The following is a 21262-nucleotide window of genomic DNA, read 5'->3' on the forward strand; positions in this document are numbered from 1 at the left end:
AAGTTAACTCATACTTAATATTACTAGGTTGACTTCGGTAGCAAAAAAAGCATAGGTTGAGTAGTAAGGAATCTCTAGTCTTATGTCAAGGCTATGAGGTTTTTCTTTCAATGTGATGTTATTCCAAACATTAAAAAATTTTAACTACTCTGCCAACAAGGGTACATTTATGCCACCTCAACTCGTTCAACGTACAGTTAGTATTGTTAATCGTTTATCAAACAAAATTAAAGTCCGTCAACAAATGCGCCGAAAGGTTTCACTCCAGCCAGAGAAATCTGCTATCGGTAACGTACTTATTTCATACGCCGTTGAGCCATTTGTTTTAAAATCGGGCGAATCAATTTTAGATTCTCACACCCGTTTTTGGGAATGTTACCAGATGGCTCAGATTTTCTTGGATATGGGCTACTGTGTTGATGTTATCCAATATTATAACGATATATTTCTTCCTCAAAAAGAATATGCATTTTTTATAGAAACTCGTTGGAATTTGCAAAGATGTGCGCCATTCCTTAATAGAGATTGTATCAAAATCTTTCATGCTGACACAGCTCATCTTTTATTTCATAATGCAGCAGAAGCCAACAGACTCCTAGCACTACAGCAAAGGCGAGGCGTCACTCTCCGTCCTCGGAGATTTGAACTACCCAATCAAGCTCTAGAACACGCTGACTGTGCTACTGTTCTTGGCAATGACTTTACTATCAGTACCCTAAAATATGCTAAAAAACCAATTTATCGCGTTCCTATTTCTGCACAAGTTGTTTATCCTTGGTTAGAAGAAAAAGATTTTGACAATTGCCGCAAGAATTTTCTTTGGTTTGGCAGTGGCGGTCTCGTACATAAGGGACTAGATTTAGTATTAGAAGCTTTTGCCCAAATGCCTGATTGCCATTTAACTATTTGTGGACCAATTAGTCAAGAAGAAGATTTTGTCAATGCTTTCTATAAAGAACTTTATCAAACCCCTAACATTCAGACAATAGGATGGATTGATGTCAACAGTCAAAAATTTGTAAATATCCTGAATAACTGCGTTGGCATCGTCTATCCTTCTTGTTCTGAAGGCGGAGGTGGTAGCGTGATTAATTGTATGCATGCAGGTTTAATACCAATTGTCAGCTATGAAGCGAGTGTAGATATAAAAGAAGATTACGGTATCATTCTTAAAGACAGTTCCATCCAAGAAATTAAGCAAGAAGTCCAAAGAATTTCTCGCCTACCTAAAGAAAAATTAAAGCAGATGGCAAGAGGTTCTTGGGAATTTGCCAGAGAAAATCATACCAAAGAAAAGTTTACAGAGAATTATAGAAAGACTATAGAAAAAATTATCATAAATCATTCTCAGAAAAACGAGGTATTGGTTCATGTCTAAGATTCCATTATTAGGAAAGCTGAAGTATCGTGTTGAATACAAAGTTCGAGATATCAATAGTAGAGTTTGTAACTGGGTTTTACGAGTTAAAAGCAAGCCCCTCACAGTAAGTGAAAAACCGATCATGGTGTTTTCTCCACATCAAGATGATGAAACAATCGGTTGTGGAGGCATGATTGCTCTTAAACGTTCCCAAGGAATACCTGTCACGGTCATATTTCTGACAGACGGACGCTACGGTAGACCAGAATGGGTGAAACCGGAAGAAATTATCCAAGTTCGCCAGCAAGAAGCGATCAGCGCTCTTAAGAATTTAGGTATAGAAAAATCGGCAATACACTTTTTAGATCATACCGATGGTTCTCTCGCAAAGCTAGAGGGCGAGCAACGCCAACAGTTAATTGCTCATCTAGTTGGACTTTTGAAATCCTTCCAGCCAGGAGAGATTTACGTACCTCACAGTAAAGATGGTCACCCAGACCATGAAGGGACTTATGAATTAGTTCAGAAGGCGATCGCTGAATCTAAAATTCTTTCAGAACTGTTACAGTACCCGATTTGGATATTTTGGTATAATTTGTTGCCTTTTAAATTCTCTTTCCAGCACTTAACTCACACTTACCGACTGTGTATCAGTTCAGTTCATCAACAGAAAAAGCAAGCAATTAGCCAATATAAGTCTCAACTTCCCGATTTACCCAAAGGATTATTAACTTCTTTCTTCTCTCCTTACGAAATTTTTATTAAAAATTAACACTATAAAAATCACGTTTTAGTATCTTGGGAACAAGTAGGGGCGTGAGTCAGATTTGCATTTAAAGTCTGTGAACTGCTAACAGTGGGTGCAGTATTCGGAACAAACCTATCACCACTTGTAGATAGTTATATGGAGTCAATCCATTCAGGAATCATATGAAAATTGCTTTGGTGCATGATTATTTAACCCAGAAGGGAGGGGCAGAGCGCGTTTTTGAATTACTCTGTAAGCGCTACCCTGAAGCAGACGTTTTTACTTCCTTATACGACCCCGAAAAAACCATTGACATTGGTGAGCGCATCATCAACACAACCTTCCTGCAAAATATTCCAGGAGCAGCGAAGTATTTTCGATTGATGGCTCCCCTGTATTTTCCAGCCTTTCGCGCCTTAGATTTACAAAACTACGACCTGATTATCAGCAGTAGCACAAGCTTTGCTAAAGCAGTGCGAAAGAATCCGAAGGGGTACCATATTTGTTTCTGTCATAATATTACCCGTTTTTTGTGGGATACAGAAACGTATTTACGTGAGTATGGAGATTATCGATATTTTGCTCCATTAATCGAACAAGTCTTTGAAATGATGAGAAAGGTAGACCTTGCCTATGCACAGGAACCTGACCTTTACATTGCTAACTCCAGTATTGTCGCTCGTCGTATTGAAAGTACCTACAAGAAAAAAGCTATTGTTATTAACTATCCGATTGACACAAATAAATTTGTTTTTTCAGATACCAAAGAAGATTTTTATCTGGCCTCAGCTCGGATGATCAGCTACAAGCGTCTTGATATAATAGTCGAAGCTTTTAACTGGCTGGGATGGCCGTTGCTAATATCAGGAAGTGGTCCAGAAAAAGAGAGGTTACAGTCTCAAGCACTATCTAATATTGAATTTTTAGGACACGTCACTGATACAGAACGCACTCAGTTGTTTTCTAAAGCAAAGTCTGTTATTGTTGCAGCCCTTGAAGATTATGGATTAGTTCCAGTAGAAGCAAATGCCAGTGGAACACCTGTCATTGCCTTTGGAGCGGGTGGGGTATTAGATACTCAGATACCTGGTAAAACAGGAGTCTTTTTTAACAGACAAACACCCGAATCGCTGCAAGCTGCACTATTAGAAGCCAGGGAAATCTATTGGGATTACGAAAACATTCGTAATCATGCAGTGACAAACTTTTCACAAGAGGCTTTCTTTAACAAAGTCGAGCAAGTTATTGGACAAGCTTGTACTGTAAATACATTATTCATTTAATTTGTTAGCTGAGGGATAGTAAAAGTGGTTCAGAGCAGTCTTAGTCCATATGGAAATCCAGTCACTGAGTCAGAACCGGGTTACGGACAACTGTTTGCGGTTTTAATACGCAGATTTCCTTGGTTTTTAGCAGCATTTGTGGCTTCTATTGCTGTTGCAGGTGTGATCACAAAAAGAACACCTCCTACCTACAGAAGCTCAATGCAGCTGTTGGTAGAACCTAATTATCAAGGAACAAAAGAAGGTGGTGGGAATGGCGTAGACAGTCAATTTACCGACCCTAATGTTGAGGTAGACGTTGCAACCCAACTGAAGTTAATGCAAAGTTCTAGTCTACTTAAAAGAGCAGTTGATCTACTCAAGCTGGAATATCCAGATATGAGTGTCGGTCAGTTGCAAAGCTCTTTGGCTTTAAGTCAAATAAAAAACAAAGAAGATAATGTTGCGACGAAAATATTTGAGGTGCAATATACTGGGAAAGATCCAGATAAAACATATAAAGTTCTCAAAGCAGTTCGGAAAGTTTATATAGATTACAACATTCAGCAGCAGGGTGACCGTTTACAAAAAGGGCTTAGAAATATTAGAAAGCAGTTAAAGGGAGCGACTGAAGAAGTTAGCGCAGCTGAGGCTAACTTACAAAGGTTTCGCAAAACACAGCAACTGATAGATCCAGAGTCCCAGTCAAAAGCTATACAGGACGAATTGATCAGAATTCAGCAAGAGCGTGGCACAACTCGCTCCTTGTTTAAAGAAGCGGAGGAAACGTATAAAAATTTACAAAAGCTACTTCAAAGTAGTCCACAGAACGCTCTTGTTGAAGCTCGTCTGAGTCAATCGACTCGCTATCAAGCATTACTGAACGAATACCAAAAAACAGAAATAGCATTATCACAGGAACGCGTGCGCTTTACAGAGGACGCTCCGAACGTACAGAAGTTAGCAGCGCAACTTGAAAGCCAAAAGGCATTATTGCAAGAAGAACAAAGAAGAACCTTAGGATCAGAGTCTACTCCAATCAGTGGTCAATCATCCTCTCTGCTACAGCAAGGACAGAAGAGCCAAATTGATCTGACTCTGGCAACGAGGTTAGTGGACACACAAACAACACTACTGTCTTTAAGCGCAAAAGACCAGGTTTTGGCGAAGAAAGAAGCAGAACTAACTGAGTCACTGAAAAAATTTCCCATTTTATTAGCTGAGTACGGTCGCCTACAGCCGCAAGTACAACTTAGCCGCGAAAGATTGCAGGAGCTTAGAAAAGCAGAACAGCGACTACAGCAAGAACTTGCCAAAGGAGGATTTAACTGGGAAATGGTGGAAGAACCCCAAATGGGTGGACGACTAGGTCCTAACCTCCAGCAGAACCTGATGTTAGGTGCAGTGGTTGGGTTAATGTTAGGAGGTATTGCTGCCTTTATCCGTGAAGCAGCTGATGATTCTGTTCATACCACAGCTGAGTTGGAGAAACAGATTGCTTTACCAATACTGGGCACCACTCCCAAGTTACCACCTGCTAAAACCAGAGAATCAGTTATCAAGTTACCTTTCGGTAAGCCAGACGTTCCAGCTCCTTGGACAATTCAAGTCTTGCAATCCTCACCGCGTTGGGAATCTCTAGATCTTATTTATAAAAACATTGAACTTTTGAACTCTGTTTCTTCGTTCAAATCTTTGATGGTTACCTCAGCTTTATCAGATGATGGGAAATCCGGTCTGGCATTAGGTTTGGCAATGAGTGCTGCTCGTTTACATAAACGGGTCCTCCTAATTGATGCCAACCTACGTGCTCCCAGTCTGCACAAACAACTGAATCTTCCCAACGAGCAGGGGCTTTCAACACTCTTAGCAGGTGACACCACAATACCGAATCAGATTGGTATCCAATCCTCAGGCTCATCCTACATCGACATTTTGACCGCAGGACCAACACCTGCTGACCCAGCTCATCTGTTGAGTTCACCTCGAATGCAGCAATTAATGGCAACATTCGAGAACAACTATGATTTGGTACTTGTAGATTCAACTCCAGTGATTGGTTTAGTGGATGCGATGCTTACGGCATCATCTTGTCGTGGAGTGGTTATGGTCGCTAGCATCGGTAGAGTGACTCGAGCTCAACTGACACAAGCGACAGCTATGCTCAGCAGATTAAACTTACTTGGAGTTGTGGCAAATGGAGTCTCAAACTCTACTAGTACATTTGTGCCATATGCTCATCAACAGCGATTTGCACTGCAACAAGCAATGGAGAAATAAAACTACGGAAGCTAGCGTGACTTTTAAGCATGACTGAAATTATATACGCCTTGGGAAGCAGAATGTCTGGCTGTGGACGCCGAGTAAGACCGAGTTATAGCAATACAAGGAGGCATTGCACGTCCTAAGTCTTTGTTTAGTTGGGCTACTTCATAACGGCATATGCTCTTCTAAAGTAGCATATGCCATATTTTTTTCTGGTGTATTTTTAAAGCAAGCGCCTACGAACTTGGGTAAAACGAGTTGACGCATTATTCATTGGCGGGTTAACTTGGAAATTCGCAAGAGTCATTTAAAAAAACCCGCCTATGCATGCCTCTCCTAAAGTTCTGTGGGAGCACTCCATGAGTACACGCGAGCAAAGGAAGTCCTGTTTTGTCATGGTTTCACCCAAGCCAAGGGGAGTGCCCAACCCATGAATGACTAACTTGAAAATACAACTCAGTAACTCTTGAGCGCAGGAGGAGGATTTGGTGACTTCCCTCAGAATGCAATCAGATGGGGATTCAAACCACCACCTCATTGTTGACCACCAAATCTGCATAATATTCTGGTGAGAAACTGTTACCTGACATCTTGTAGCATTTTCAACAAGACCTAAAAACCGGATAACTGAGGTGAAAATTAAGGTCAGGCTTGCGTCATCATTTTCAAGAAACCCGCGCTTTTTGACAAAAGTGCAAGATATACAGCAGTTTGTTCGTGCGTGAGGTACAGAACCTAAACTTCACGCGCCAGGTATGAAGGCTATTTTACTCCTGAGTTCTGTGTTCTGAGTTCTGCTGTAAATTACCCTTTTACTCTGCAACCCAATTCTACAGAATTCCTTTTAAAAAACTTCTTAAGAAGGAATTGTGACAACTGGGTTGCGGAATTGTTTTTCATTAAAATTAAAAAAGTCTGATATCTGAATCAGTTTTTTTTATTTGATTTCCAATCATTTTCTGAAGATAATGTCAATAAAAAGATCAATAAAAATTTAAATAAATGTATAAAATTTATAGATTTTTCTGACTTGTGTTCATTAAGCGTTTTTGAATGGGTACATCCCAAATGTTTAGAATTATGAACCTTTGCAGTTTGGTCTAATAGCACGCTTTGATGAAAATGTGGGAGCAAGATGCTCCCACGACTCGTCTTTTTTCATGCATTGGGATGCTCGCTTTTGAGTTGCTTAAATCAAATTTGATTATCATTGCATCATCTGACAAACAAGAAGTTTTTTTCGTAATTACAAAAATTCTCTTATTCACGAGAACTTAATAATTCTCAGAAAAAAGTCCTGAATGTTTAAAGAGTAAATAAAGAATTTTTTTCTGCAACCGTTATTCTTACGGCATCTTATATCCTAGTTATTAAATACCCCAAAAAAACACAAGGGTAGAGTTTCTGAAATTTCTTTGAAAACTACAATTGTTGTTTCATATACATCAGCGGTAAAAAAATTAACCGAGATGTGAAATTCTTAGTAGGGGTTAGTGTTAGCTTTTTCCACTTAACGACTTTCAGTTTTTGAGTCAGCAATTTAAAATGCCGCTCGATATTTTTACGTTTGACAGCTTTTGATATTAGAGCAGCATGAGGTTAGCAATCTACTATACTATGAGTGAAAATACATATGACAACTACTCCAAGAATACCGGCATTACAGAATTACTATAGTGTGAAGCAGCAACAAGATAATCCTTCCCAGTACTGCACGCTTCAATGGCGACAGGGACAGTTGCTGGTTAGACCTATTGGAGTGATAAAGCAACCTTATATGCCTTCACTGGATAGAAAAGAATCGTTAGTAGAGTGCCTAAAACATTCTCCCACAAATTTAGTACGCATAGATCCAAAACTTGGTGAAGCAAGGTTAAAATTTTGGGCAGATGCATGCGAAAAAGCCAACAAACCTATATTCCTGCGCATACCTTCTAGTGAAAAACACTCAAAATCAGTAGACTCAGTATTGTGGTGGTTAAAACGTTTGACTGACTGGCTCACAGCGTTGATATTTTTGCTTGCCGTAAGTCCAATAATGTTGGGATTAATTTTGTTGATGCGTGTTTCCTCACCAAAAGAAAATTCGCTTTTTTCCAGCCAATGGTGTGTTGGAGAGCGGGGAAGACTTTTTAAGGTTTTCAAGTTTCGCACAACTAAAGTTACCAAAAAAGCAATTGTGGATCAAGCTATGCTCCCTCTAGGAGTTAGCCAAAAGGCGATCGCCTATCAAGACACTTTGTGTGATGGGCAAAAAAGTCAGAATTTGACAACACTAGGACGATGGATGCGTAAGTATGGATTGGATAATCTGCCACAGCTATTGAATGTACTACGCGGTGAAATGAGTCTGACTGGACCTCGTTGCTGGACTTTGGAAGATGCAGTACGGCTAAGTCCAGAAGCACAACGACAGCTCAACAGACTACCAGGAATAGTGAGGTCATGGGAAGTTGAAGCAGAGTCGAAGCTGTTACACCTGGATAGCCAAATATTGTGATCGACTAGTGCGTAGTAAGTATGAGCTGTTAGCAACAAAAAATGTCTCAAAATTTTGTTAATGACAGCAATACTATCTACGAGCATATATTGGCAAACACAACTTACAGTTTTTCGTTTTCCCAAGAAGTCAGAGTCATTGAATATAATCTTTTACTATGCTACGTTACTATTGAACAATACCAATGCATGTTACAATTTCCAGACCAGTTCGTAATTTGTTCAAAAGTCTGCTCCAGACGACTAAATTCTGGAAAGAAAACCATTTAATCTTACGAGAGTTACTACACTTTCGTAAGTTAACTCTATTGGCTATAGTATTTACCCTCCTAGCAGCGACGTTTGAGGGTTTCAGTGTTGGGCTTCTACTTTCCTTTTTACAAAGCTTAACGGGTAATGCTGCCTCACCCACAACAGGTTTTATCTGGTTGGATAGTTGGATAAAATCTTTAAATGCAGAAAACATTGATCCTCAGAAGATAAAGCAGATACAGGTTTCTGTAATATCTGTTTTGATTTTATTGAGTACTTGGACTCGTGCAGGCTTTAATTACTTTGCAGGAATTTATACAGAATCTGCTCAATTAAATCTTGCAAACCGCTTACGTCAGCAGATTTTTGAGCAGTTACAAGCTTTACCATTAGGTTACTTCACCGAAGCTCGGTCTGGCGAAATCGTGAATACGATGACGACAGAAATTGAGAGGCTGAAACAGGGTTTCAGTGGAGTAGCTTTCGTGTTTACTAGGCTAGTGATGGTAACTGTTTACTTTATTTCTATGTTTGCCATATCTTGGCAGTTATCTATCATTTCAGTTCCAGTATTCTCACTTTTAGCAGTAGGCTTAACAACGTTAAATTCTAGAGTACGAGAAACCAGTTTTGGAATTTCTAAAGCTAACGGTCAGTTTAACTCAACAGCATTAGAATTTATTAATGGAATTCGTACTGTACATGCATCTGGAACACAAGAATTTGAGAGACAGCGTTTCTACAAAGTAAGTCAAAACTTACTGAATGCTTCTATCAAAGTTGTGTATGCTTGGACACTGGTGAAACCAATAGCTGAAGGTGTAGTCACTACGGTTCTTATCAGTATAATCATTATCTCTTTCACTCTATTGAGATTAGAAGCTGCTTCATTATTGGCATTTTTGTTTGTTCTTGTTCGCGTTGCACCACAGCTTCAAGACATGAACGGAACACTAGCCTATCTCAGCACATTGAGTGGTTCTTTAGAAAACATTAAAGAACTTTTGACAGAGGAGAACAAAGTATACTTTAAGAACGGCAATATTGAATTTTTGGGCTTCAAGCGCTCGATTGACTTAATATCTGTTGATTTTGGCTACGACCCCACTCATTTAGTGTTACATAATATTACCCTCTCAATTGAGCGGGGAAAAATGACGGCACTGGTGGGTTCCTCTGGTGCTGGTAAAACAACAGTAGTGGATTTAATTCCTCGATTTTATGATGCCACAGAAGGGCATATCTTTATTGATGGAGTTGATGTGCGGCAGTTTGAGGTTAACTCTCTACGTCGCAAAATGGCTATAGTTAGTCAGCATACATTTATTTTCAATACTTCTGTTTGGGAGAATATTACCTACGGTACACAAGGAGCAACAGAAGCAAAAATTAGAGAAGCAGCTCGACTAGCAAATGCACTAGAATTTATTGAAAAAATGCCGGAAGGCTTTGATACAATATTAGGCGATCGCGGAAGTCGGTTATCAGGAGGACAGCAACAGCGGATTGCTATTGCTCGCGCCTTGTTACGCGATCCAGAAATTTTGATTTTAGACGAAGCAACGAGCGCTTTAGATTCTGTATCAGAACGGTTAATTCAGGAATCGATAGAAAAGCTTTCAATTGGACGAACAGTGATTGCGATCGCCCATCGACTCTCAACAATTGCTAAAGCAGATAAAGTCGTCGTGCTTGAGAAGGGACATATTGTTGAGCAAGGAAATTATCAAGAATTGTTGCAACAACGCGGTAAGCTTTGGAGATATCACCAAATGCAGCATGAGTTGGGTCAGACAAGCTGAAAAAGTACACGACTTATCTTATATCATAAACAGACAAGTTTCTGGTTGAGAGTTATGCTACAGCGCGCCTCGCTCCTTTGAGGAGTGAGGCGTTGCGCTAACACAGCGATAGTTTGATATCAATAACTGGGAGGGTTTTACACCTTGAACTTTCAACTTAACTTGGAAAATTGTTACTGGGTTTGGGTTAAAGATTTTTTCTTTCCCCTTTTCCCCTTCACCGACAAGCATTGAATTTGGCTCATTGTTGGGCTATTTTTAACTGCTCCCACCAACGATTTAGGGGAAAATAAACCACAGGTGCCCAGAGACTACTGAGAATGGCAGAAGCAAGAGCCACCTTCTGGAAATATGTCCAAACATCTGCCGGATTGCGATCGCCCATTAAAATTAACTGCGATGCAAAAATTGTCTCTGACCACAGAGCCATACCAAATACAATTAAGGCAATAGAAATAAAGTCTTCTTGTATGAAACGCTGCTTTTGTAGCAAACCAGTTAGACTTCCTACCACAGCTAAACTTAGAGCATGAGTTGGGTCTGGTGATGTCATTGCATCCTGCAGTAGACCTAGAACAACTCCTGCCAATGCGCCAGCTAAAGCACTACGCTTAACGCTCCAAGCAACCACCCAAATCACTGGCCAGTTTGGTCCAATTCCCAATAATTCCATACCGGGAACTCGAACTAGCAACATCAGTAAGCATAACATGACTGACCCTGCTATTATCCCCCAATCAGTGAGTTGACGTAGGCGCGGGTGCCAACGAGAAAGGGGAGTCATTTGAATTTTGGATTTTCGTCTTGGCGATTTTGGCTTTTTTTGTCTACTGTTATGTAATTGAGGAATCCTCATTGTTTAATTAGGTTTTTTTGATTTTTCTGACTGTTGATTTGCAGAACCGATATTTTCTGACTGTGGGTTTTCTGGTTTAGGATATACTGTTACCCAATCTAGAGAGCGTATTGACGGGAAAACTTCCACTTTCGCAACTGATGCTGGAAGTTTCTTGAGATCCAGTGACTTCACTCGTCCCACAGCTAATCCCGAAGGAAACTTCTGACTATAGGTAGATGTGGCAACTACATCTCCTGGTTTTACATTTGGAACTTTTTCATAAAATTCCAGAACAGCTTCTGCTGAGGAGTCTCCTCGCAAAACACCTTTTGCCCCTGTGCGACTCACTGTCACACCAACTTGACTCTTAAGGTCACTAATTAACAGCACGCGGCTGGTATTGGGAGTCACACTTTCTATTAAACCCACCAATCCACCCTCAGCCCTGACAACATAACCTTCCTGAAGTCCTGCAAGGCTTCCACGATTGAGAGTCACTTGTTGCCACCAATTATCAGCACCACGTGCAATCACACGCGCCAGAACTGGGCGCGATGACTTGGGTTCTTTTTCCACATAGCGTAATAATTCTTTTAACTTTTTATTTTGCCTTTGCAGTTCTACAATTTGAGTTTGCAATTCTGCAAATCGAGCATCCTTCAGACGATCTTCTTGAGGTGGTGGTGTCTGCAACATTTGGATTGGACGAGTTATCTCTTGATACATCTCAAACAAAAGTACACCTTGAGTTTGTCGAAGAACCCAAGCACCACCAACAATAATACCTACCAAACCTATTTGTAAGCCTCTGCGCTCCCACCAGCGACGTGCCGTAAACATAAGAAACCTTTTCTAGCTGTAATATAATTTACAATATTGGATTCTATAAAGAACCCAATATTTCATTCTGGTTGTGTTACATATTGCGAGAGCGTCCGCTGAAAACCCTTTCTAGCTGCTTGGGATTTTCCAACACACGACCTGTTCCCATCACAACACAGCACAATGGATCAGTAGCGATGTGTGTAACAATTCCAGTTTCATGACTGATTAAAGTATCTATCCCTTTGAGCAGCGCACCTCCACCAGCTAGCATAATTCCTCGGTCAATGATGTCTGCTGCCAATTCTGGCGGGATGCGTTCCAAAGTCCGCTTTACCGCTTCGATAATCACCAACAACGGTTCTGACATACTTTCACGTATTTCTGGTCCTTTAACTGTAACAGTTCGCGGTAGACCAGAAAGCAGGTGTAAGCCTCGGACTTCCATCATGGCGTCATCATCATCATGAGTTGGATATGCCGATCCAATCCGAATTTTGATGTCTTCAGCAGTACGTTCCCCAATAACCAAGTTATGAACTTTTTTCATATACTGCATAATGGCTTCAGTCAGCTCATCTCCAGCAATACGCACTGATTCAGAAAGCACTGTCCCTTGCAGGCTCAACACAGCAACTTCTGTTGTGCCACCACCAATATCAATAATCATATTGCCTGTTGGTTCAGCCACAGGTAATCCTGCCCCAATAGCTGCTGCTACTGGTTCATCAATCAAATAAACTTCTCTTGCCCCAGCTTGAGAAGCCGCATCCATGACAGCTCTTCTTTCTACACCTGTGACTCCACTAGGAATACCAATCACAATTCTAGGTAATACTAGGGATTTGCCCTCATTGACTCTTTGAATAAAACTTTTTAACATCAGCTCAGCCGTATCGAAGTCAGCGATCACACCATCGCGCAAAGGGCGCAACGCAATCACATTCGCCGGTGTCCGACCAAGCATTTTTTTTGCTTCTTCGCCAACTGCTAATGCAACCTTATCGTTTTGGTCAATCGCCACCACAGAAGGTTCTTGCAGAACAATGCCTTTACCAGATACATAAACGAGGGTGTTCGCGGTACCAAGGTCAATACCCATATCCCGCGAAAAGGAAAATTTACTAAAAAGACCCACGCGTCTCTACGCCCCCTTATTACAATAATTTTTTGACTATTAACACGAAGTGAGAATTGTGCAGAATCCTATTACGTTTTTTAACCTGAGTCTAGTAAACTAGATTAGTTTTGTTATATATATTTTTGTAATCTTTGACCAGTCTCAAGCTTCTACTGTTCTATTTTCTCTAAGTGTGTCAGCTTATCCGTATTGTTTTAGAGTTTTTACAGAGCAATATATATCATTTGTTTCAGTAATTGTCATTATTTTTTTTGAAGCTCCACTCGTAGCTTAGCAATTCGCTATTATGATAATGACAATTAAGTACACTTGTACTAAATAAGCACATGAGTATAAATATCGTCACCCTCATCGGTCGTGTAGGAACTGACCCGGATATGAAATATTTCGAGTCAGGTAGTGTAAAGTGTAAGTTAACACTTGCTGTCAATCGGCGCACAAGAGACAACGAACATACTGATTGGTTTAATCTCGAATTATGGGGAAAAACAGCGCAGATAGCAGGTGATTACGTGCGTAAAGGCAAACAAATTGCTGTCAAAGGTTCCTTAAAATTTGACACTTGGAGCGATCGCGCAACAGGAGCAAATCGCTCCACACCCGTTATTATTGTGGAGCAACTGCAATTATTAGGTTCTAAACGGGATGAAGCAGACGTAGATCTCAGCCCTGAGAACTTCTAATTTAGTCAAGCGTCAAAAATTAGGGGGGTCACGGGCTAGATAATCCTCTCCCCCACGCCAGGTACCTACGGAGGGAGACGCTCCTGCAGTACTGGGTCCCCTACACCCTTACACCCCTATACCCCTACACCCCTTTCTTGGTCAAAATAGGTAAAGCTAATGACTAATAACTAATTTGTAACGTTACCGTAGCTTCCACCTGCTGCTCACCACCAACTATGGGGGTGGAAGCATTTTGTGTTGCCAGCTTACCATCATATTCAGCACGCAAAACAGGTCTTGGTGGCGGTGGAGGTGCGCTGGCTCCATTGACTTCAATACTGACGACTTCTTTCGACTGAAAACCCAAAGCACTCAAAACAGCTTGAGCTTGCTGTTGAGCATCTTGAGTAGCTTCCTTTAAAGCTTGCTGTCGAGCAACGGCGATCGCCTCATCACTAGCAACAAAACTAATGCTGCTAATTTGAGTCGCACCAGCCTTGACAGCTTCATCTAACAAAGTCCCAGCGCGCTCAGTCGGAATGCGAAAACTCACAACGTTAGAAGCCGCATACCCTGTAATACGCTGCACTTTATTGTCGTAATTATAAATTGGGTTAAGACTAATGCCAGTAGTTTGTAGTTTATCCACATTACGGCTCTTGAGTAAAGCGACTACAGCCGATGATTTGCGAGCAGCCTCTTGTTGAACTTGTTGTGCTGTTTTCCCTTGAACCTCCACTCCCAAACTGACTTGAGACAACGTTGTAGGAATTGCCTCCATTGCGCGACCATTAACAGTTAGAGTACGCAACATTCTCTCTTTCTGCTGCGCCAACGCAGGTTGCGTACAACTGACACATACAAGCAATGCTAAAGATAAAAACTTCAACCAGTTCCCAGTATTTACCTGAGAACCAAATACAGCATTTGTATTCACAAAACACTCCTCTAAAAATTATTAACTTATGGGGATTTGGTTAAATTGTAAGAAGTCGCGAGAGGTTAGCTCTAATCAACAACTAACCTTTCATCGCTAACAAAAAACAATACACAATTAACAACTTACACTCCCTATCCACTCTTGAAGACACAGCTAGCAGTGCATCTATACGGGTGGTATCTTTTTACTTTGACACGACCATTGTCAAAAGTCTGAGCAGTTACATTTTTAGAAACTAAATCCAAGTCAACTCGCTTGAAGTAGGACTTTCGCCGTGTGAGCGCGAAAGTCTCATGCACGGTTCGCGCGGGGAGGGAAGAGCGGCGACGCTCGAACCTTACCCGACTAATTTCTTCGGATTGCGAATGCGTGAAGCGCGCAGCGTGGCACGTATGCGCAAAGTGCAGGCTACACCAACAAAGCAGCATGTCCTCTGGACATAGTGCCATATTCTGAATTTGAGTGAACTGAAAGTCAATTGTTAACTACAAACAAATAAAGGAGAATATTTGTGCCATACTGGCTGCTGAAAACAGAACCACAAGAGTATTCTTACTGCGATTTAGAACGGGATGGCAGTACAGTTTGGGATGGAGTGAGCAATCCGTTGGCTCTTAAGCATCTGCGTACGATGGAAATTGGTGATTTGGTACTTATTTATCACACAGGCAAAGAGCGGCGAGTCATTGGTCTAGCAGAAGTCGTCACTCAACCTTATCCTGACCCAAAATTAGATGATAGTAAACGAGTCGTTATCCAAATACGAGCTGTACGAAGATTACCTCAGCCAGTCACCCTCACCCAAATTAAGCAGGATGGAAGAAATTTTGAAGGTTTTGACTTACTACGCCTGACGAGACTATCTGTAGTACCTGTGTCAGAATCTCACTGGCAACGCCTTCTGGAATTAACAAGTGGCATAAATTAATTTATCACCCGCGAGAGTGCGTATGTTACGGCTATTGGCGAACGAGCAAGGTAAACAAAGCCACTGAGTTCCAGGACGTAAACTCCGAAAAAGTAGTTTCAACAACCTTATTTTCAACAAACTTGTAAATTGAAAGGGAAGGATTTTCCAAAATAACCAATGCAGTTAAATCTCATAACCTTCTCATTTCCCTTGTTCGCAACAGCGACAGAAACAGCAGATAGTTCACTAGTACTAGCAGCAGTGCTGCTCAGTATAGTTGTCATCTACCTTGCCAGTAAAGTTGGTGGGGAACTATCAAACCGCTTTGGGTTACCCCCAGTATTAGGGGAATTGGTAGGAGGTGTAGTAGTTGGTATCTCTGTCCTCCATCTGTTAGTCTTTCCAGAAGGAGGGGCAGATAGTTCCAACTCTTTAATCATGACCTTCCTTCAAAGCACTGCAGGTCTGAGTCCAGACGCTGCTGATGCTGTTTTTACAAAGCAGTCTGAGGTCATTTCAGTATTGTCAGAACTTGGTGTCATCATTCTGCTGTTTGAAATTGGTTTGGAATCAAACATCAAAGACTTAGTAGCTGTTGGTATCCAAGCATCTGTAGTCGCAGTAGTGGGGGTAGTGGTACCTTTTACTGCTGGTACTGTAGGATTAATGACTTTGTTTGGCATTCCAGCAGTACCAGCAATTTTTGCTGGTGCAGCTTTGACTGCTACGAGTATTGGTATTACTTCCAAGGTACTATCAGAACTTGGGCGTCTCAACTCAAAAGAAGGGCAAATTATTTTAGGCGCTGCTGTTATTGACGATGTGTTGGGAATTATCGTTTTAGCAGTAGTGGCAAGTCTTGCAAAAGAAGGTTCAGTGGATGTAGGCAAAGTCATTTATCTGATCATTAGTGCGAGTAGCTTTCTGTTAGGGGCAATTGTTCTAGGAAATCTTTTCAGTAATACCTTTGTAGCAATTGCTAGCAAGTTAAAAACTCGTGGTGGATTAGTGATACCAGCATTAGTCTTTGCCTTTGTGATGGCATACTTTGCTGCTACTATTCAATTAGAGGCAATTTTAGGTTCTTTTGCAGCTGGTTTAGTCTTAGACGAAACAGATGAACGTGTAGAACTGCAAAAACAAGTCGTCCCTATTGCCGATATGCTGGTGCCCATTTTCTTTGTGACTGTTGGTGCAAAAACTGATTTAGGAGTTTTAAATCCAGCAATCCCCAGTAACCGCGAAGGTTTAGTGATGGCGATTTTTCTGATCGTTGTTGCCATCTTGGGTAAAGTTGTCACTGGCTTGAGTGTATTTGGTCAACCTCAAATAAACCGCTTGGCAATTGGTGTGGGTATGATTCCTAGAGGCGAGGTTGGATTGGTGTTTCTCGGTATCGGTTCCTCCATTGGCATTCTCTCGAAACCTTTGGAAGCCGCAATTATTATGATGGTCATCCTAACAACCTTTCTCGCACCTCCCCTTCTGCGGTTCGTATTTCCAGAACCAAGTGTTGCTACAGTCACAGAGGAACTGGTTTTAGACGATTCTTCGGAAAAATCATTAGTCATGCAACCACCAGATTCTCAAGACGATAAATAAAAATCTAAAGTACAGACGCATGATTTACAGCGTCTGTATTTAGCTCTGTACTGAGTTCTTATTTTCTCCGATTGAGGTTTTCAGTCTATTTTCCTCCATCAATTGTGGCAACAGTTTACTCCATCAATGGCTTTATTTCTGTTGCGATTATTGGAGTTTGTACCGGCGAAAAATCCCCAATATTTCCGGGCACATTCATCTAATATCCGTATTATTTCTTATGGGGATGTGATGCCCCTTCAGGGCATCGTACGCTAGGCAGGTTGGCTATGGGTCAATACGGTTGGTGATCAACGTTTTTTCTCCCCCTACTCCCGTGCTTCCCTTGCTTATCCGAACTGTATTAGAGGTGTAAGTAAGTTGGCATGATCAATCCAATGTATGTTGAGTTTTGTAAAAACTGTGGAATGAGGCATTTCTATGCTATTTGGTAATTTTACATTTTGTTACATAACTTGATTGTTTAACGCCAACTTACTTACCTGAATCTGTCTAATTTCTCGCCGCAGTTCCCTGTTGCAATTGCTAGAGTCAAGTCAGTCTTTAATTTCAACTCTAGAATATGAAGAATGTGTAACTTTGCTATGACTAATGGAAACTTTTATCCTTAAATCTTCGTCCTCTAAAATTAAAATTTTAAGGAGTTTGTTCTAAAACACCACTAAGATTGGGAATGTTCTTTTTGCTCAAAGTTCTTTCTTGTTCATTCATTCAATCTTGGCTATTTCATTAGCAGTGAAACAGGTGCGCTTATCAGTCAACATCACATCAGGAAACAGTAGCAGTGTTATCAGTTGGTGTATTTATTACCACCAAATTAGACTCTGTAAAAAATCCCTTTTTGAGGATGAAGTGTTTGGCTACCAACAAACACTTTAACGGGAGTTGCTATCCTGCTTGAAGCTTTATGTTTCGGGTACGGCTTTGCCTGTACTGTACGCTCTGTGTTAGGGAACTCCAAAAAAATAAATCAAAGCGCTTTATTAAAACGAATACCCGACTACGCCCACAGTAAAACCACCAAGGCGCTTTGATTTCTTGAGGCACTATGTGCCTTAGGAGACATGTACTCACCTATAGAGGAAAATCCTCCTAGAGCTGAGCATCAACAGGAAAATTCCAAAGGCTCATGTGTCACCACGGAGGAAATGCCCTACTTATAGACAAGGCAGGGATGAAATAGCCCGAATGACGGTTTTCCCGTTGGGCTTCTCGTAAGAGTGCAGACTGGTATTGGGGTTGAACAAACTCCAGGCAATGAACTCCCTCCTCATGTCAGGCCTGTACAAGTGTTCTCCAAAGAGCTCTGCAAAGGGTAGTATGAAGTATAAAGTAAAGTACAAAGTCTTTCTTAATCTTTTGCCTGTATCTTTCATACTTTATTCTTTGATTCAGGTACTGACTCGGAGTGACTAATGATTTTAGATTTGTGATTGAAGAACAAAGCGTGAAAATTCCAAAAAATTAGTAACTCATAAGTCAATCAACAATCGATCATCGATCATCTAAAATCAAACACCTAACAAATCAAAAATGCCATAACGGCAAGAAAAACTATTGGCAGTGTGCTAGAATTTGACGCTACTCATGCATTTGAGTTCCTGATAAAGATTAATACAGAACAACTTTTACTCCTAATGGTAAAACCTTAATAAGTATTAGGTAAATGATACGCTTTCCTATCACAAAAATCAGATTGCATCTCAAAAATCACCACTATAACTGTGTCTTGATAAGAGCAGAAAATGATGCTTATGCCACTAAAGCTAAGATGTGGACGGTGATAGTGTGAGAATTTACCGAAACTTTGATCAACAAAGAACTTAGAATTCAGTTATCAGTTAACAGTTAACAGTTATCAATTCACTGTGTACTGTTTACTGATAACTGTTCGCTGTGCTGAGTTCTACGTTTTGTTTTCTGGGTGCTTTTTAAGTTATGACGGCTCTGATAAATACGAATCAGGAGAAAACACTGTGAAAACCCACTGGTTACTACCTGGTACTTTTGTAACGACTAGTCTGTTAATGCTATCGTCGCCTGCTCAAGCAGCACAAGCAGCAAAACTTCAATCTTGGCGTTTTGATGCCAATCAAAACCGATTGGAAATTAATACTCAAGGTCCAGTTCAACCTCAGGCACAACTTGTCTTTAACCCTACGCGATTGGTTATTGATTTGCCAGGAGTTGATTTTGGGCGTCCACAGTTAACCCAGTCGGTAGGCGGTGCAATTCGGTCTGTTCGTGTTGGTCAATTTGACCCACAAACAACTCGTATAGTCGTTGAACTGAGTCCTGGTTATACCCTTGACCCCAAGCAGGTAAAATTTGAAGGGAAAACAGCAAGTCGCTGGACGGTACAATTACCAACACCACAAGCTGAGGGCATCGCCTCCTCGCCACCATCTTCCAGCCCAAAAACTACAAGCCCCAAAACTGAAGAAGTTGTCATCTCGCCGCCAAGAAATATTTACAGTGTGGTGACAATAGATTCTGAACCTGAGAAAAAACCAGAGTTCTCTAAGGCTGTTGTTGTTGCAGAAAGAACAATTCAAGTTGAGAGTCTACAAGTTACAGGAGATGGCTTTTTTCTCCGCACTAGTGGTGGAAATTCTCAGACTCAAATTATTCGCAGTCGCGATCGCAAGACCATTTTTATTGACATTCCTAGTGCCACTTTGTCACCTAATTTTGGCGATCGCGATAGAACTATCAATAAGCATGGTGTCAACCGTGTTGAAATGATTCAACTGCAAAAAACACCACCTGGTGTTCGGATGGCGTTGCGAGTAGACAAAGACAGCCCTGACTGGCGCATAAGCACAAGCAGTGCTGGTGATTCCAGTGGTTTAGTCGTTCTACCTGATCGTTACGCAAGTAACAACTTGCCTAGAAACAATGATTCTGGTCCTTCCTCAGCTAACTCTTGGACTGCGACTGTAGAGAAACCAACAAGCAACGAAATCTCCACAATTGAGTCTGTAGAACTCGGCGCGACTGGTACGCAACTGCTGATTAAAGCAGACCAACGTCTCTCTTCTGTTGCTAATACGACTTGGGAGAAGTCATCTGGTGTGTACCGCATCACCATTCCCAATGCGAAGTTGGCTTCTTCCGTCAAAGGTCCAAATTTGGATGCGAGTAGCCCGATTCTTCGCATCCGCTTACAACAACAGGACCCACGTACTGTTGTCGTCTACGTTCAACCAGCAGCGGGAGTGCGAATTGGAAAAATTAATCAACTGAGTGGTCAGCTTCTGTCTTTAGGATTAGAACGTAACCGTTCAATTGAACCTCTACTTGCTTTACCTGCGATACCACGACCAAACCCACGACCTTTGACATCACCGAACGTAGCAAGCAATCCTCCAGCCCAGAAGCCTCGCGCTCCTAAGGGACGAGTTATTATTGTTGTTGACCCAGGACATGGTGGTAAAGACCCTGGAGCATTTGGTATTGGGGGAATTCGAGAGAAAGATATCATTTTGCCTATCAGCAAACGAATTGCTGAAATTTTACAGCGAAATAACGTACAAGTATTACTCACCCGCAATGCTGACTATTTCGTCACCCTTCCAGGACGGGTAGAAATGGCAGACCAAGCTAATGCTGATGTTTTTGTTAGTATCCACGCTAACTCAGCAGGTGCAGATCGTCCTGAAGTGAGTGGTTTAGAAACATACTATTATGACAGCGGTTTAAGCTTAGCTCGCATTGTTCATAACAGCATTCTCCGAAGTGTTAATGTGAAAGACCGTGGCGTGCGCAAAGCTAGATTTTACGTCCTCAGAAAAAGTTCTATGCCCTCTATTTTGGTTGAAACAGGCTATCTCACTGGTCGAGAAGACGCTGCTAAACTATCAAACCGACTGTATCAAAATCAAATGGCAGAGGCGATCGCGCGTGGTGTTCTTCAGTACTTAAAACAAAAGTAAAGCACTTAAAATGCCAGACTATCAATTGGTACTGGCTTCATCCAGCTCCTTTACCGGAACGTTAGTTCCGGTTTTTATTGTGACATTGTTTATGGAGATGTAGGGGAATAATGTGTTTAAGTCATCTTACATCCTGACCCTTGTTCAGAAGCAAGACATCATGTCTCCAGCTTTTTACCAACTGACACTGAAACATTGGCTTACCTAAAACTACTCTTTTG

14 protein-coding genes are annotated in these 21262 nt (G+C 41.2%); 10 read left to right on the plus strand and 4 right to left on the minus strand.

From position 1 onward, the window contains the following. The first annotated feature begins 169 nt into the window (after positions 1-169). The 6 genes from DP117_RS08440 (at position 170) to hepA (ending at position 10188) form a co-directional block, all read left to right on the plus strand. Positions 170-1378 carry a glycosyltransferase gene (locus tag DP117_RS08440; RefSeq protein WP_169217872.1) on the plus strand — a complete coding sequence of 403 codons (1209 nt, stop codon included), beginning with the start codon at positions 170-172 and terminating at the stop codon, positions 1376-1378. Further along, positions 1371-2132: a PIG-L family deacetylase gene (locus tag DP117_RS08445; protein ID WP_169217873.1), complete on the plus strand. Its 762-nt coding sequence runs from the start codon at positions 1371-1373 to the stop codon at positions 2130-2132. The genes DP117_RS08440 and DP117_RS08445 overlap by 8 nt, the downstream gene beginning before the upstream one ends. Positions 2133-2290: 158 nt before the next feature. Next, complete coding sequence (locus DP117_RS08450) at positions 2291-3391, plus strand: glycosyltransferase (protein WP_169217874.1); 1101 nt, start codon at positions 2291-2293, stop codon at positions 3389-3391. A gap of 24 nt (positions 3392-3415) precedes the next feature. Then, on the plus strand, positions 3416-5650 hold the full coding sequence (locus DP117_RS08455) for a polysaccharide biosynthesis tyrosine autokinase (protein ID WP_169217875.1): 2235 nt from the start codon (positions 3416-3418) through the stop codon (positions 5648-5650). 1618 nt (positions 5651-7268) lie between these two features. Further along, the gene (gene hepC, locus DP117_RS08460) at positions 7269-8135 is read left to right on the plus strand and encodes a heterocyst development glycosyltransferase HepC (RefSeq protein ID WP_169217876.1); all 867 of its coding nucleotides are present in this window, start codon (positions 7269-7271) and stop codon (positions 8133-8135) included. A gap of 184 nt (positions 8136-8319) precedes the next feature. Then, on the plus strand, positions 8320-10188 hold the full coding sequence (hepA, locus tag DP117_RS08465) for a heterocyst formation ABC transporter subunit HepA (RefSeq protein WP_169217877.1): 1869 nt from the start codon (positions 8320-8322) through the stop codon (positions 10186-10188). Between the two features lie 241 nt (positions 10189-10429). On the opposite strand, the gene mreD is transcribed toward hepA, so the two are convergent. From mreD to DP117_RS08480, 3 genes are all read right to left on the minus strand, one after another. Continuing rightward, complete coding sequence (gene mreD, locus DP117_RS08470) at positions 10430-11044, minus strand: rod shape-determining protein MreD (protein WP_169217878.1); 615 nt, start codon at positions 11042-11044, stop codon at positions 10430-10432. Between the two features lie 3 nt (positions 11045-11047). Continuing rightward, on the minus strand, positions 11048-11866 hold the full coding sequence (gene mreC / locus DP117_RS08475) for a rod shape-determining protein MreC (protein WP_169217879.1): 819 nt from the start codon (positions 11864-11866) through the stop codon (positions 11048-11050). 76 nt (positions 11867-11942) lie between these two features. After that, positions 11943-12986, minus strand: coding sequence for a rod shape-determining protein (locus tag DP117_RS08480; RefSeq protein WP_339381098.1), 1044 nt, complete (start codon positions 12984-12986; stop codon positions 11943-11945). A gap of 329 nt (positions 12987-13315) precedes the next feature. Between DP117_RS08480 and DP117_RS08485 the strand changes: the two genes are divergently transcribed. Then, positions 13316-13672: a single-stranded DNA-binding protein gene (locus tag DP117_RS08485; protein ID WP_169217881.1), complete on the plus strand. Its 357-nt coding sequence runs from the start codon at positions 13316-13318 to the stop codon at positions 13670-13672. A gap of 163 nt (positions 13673-13835) precedes the next feature. Here the strand turns inward: DP117_RS08485 and DP117_RS08490 are convergent, their stop codons facing one another. Continuing rightward, complete coding sequence (locus tag DP117_RS08490) at positions 13836-14591, minus strand: SIMPL domain-containing protein (RefSeq protein WP_169217882.1); 756 nt, start codon at positions 14589-14591, stop codon at positions 13836-13838. 514 nt (positions 14592-15105) lie between these two features. On the opposite strand from DP117_RS08490, the gene DP117_RS08495 reads away from it, so the two are divergent. The 3 genes from DP117_RS08495 (at position 15106) to DP117_RS08505 (ending at position 21041) form a co-directional block, all read left to right on the plus strand. Beyond that, positions 15106-15522: an EVE domain-containing protein gene (locus DP117_RS08495; protein WP_169217883.1), complete on the plus strand. Its 417-nt coding sequence runs from the start codon at positions 15106-15108 to the stop codon at positions 15520-15522. Between the two features lie 159 nt (positions 15523-15681). Then, entirely contained in the window at positions 15682-17106 is a 1425-nt protein-coding gene (locus DP117_RS08500; RefSeq protein WP_169217884.1) for a cation:proton antiporter, read from the plus strand. Between the two features lie 1976 nt (positions 17107-19082). Next, a complete protein-coding gene (locus tag DP117_RS08505) occupies positions 19083-21041 on the plus strand; it encodes an N-acetylmuramoyl-L-alanine amidase (protein ID WP_169217885.1) in 1959 nt (652 codons plus the stop codon). The last annotated feature ends 221 nt before the right edge of the window (positions 21042-21262 follow it).

This window comes from Brasilonema sp. UFV-L1 (assembly GCF_012912105.1).
In the GTDB taxonomy this organism is placed as follows: Bacteria; Cyanobacteriota; Cyanobacteriia; order Cyanobacteriales; family Nostocaceae; genus Brasilonema.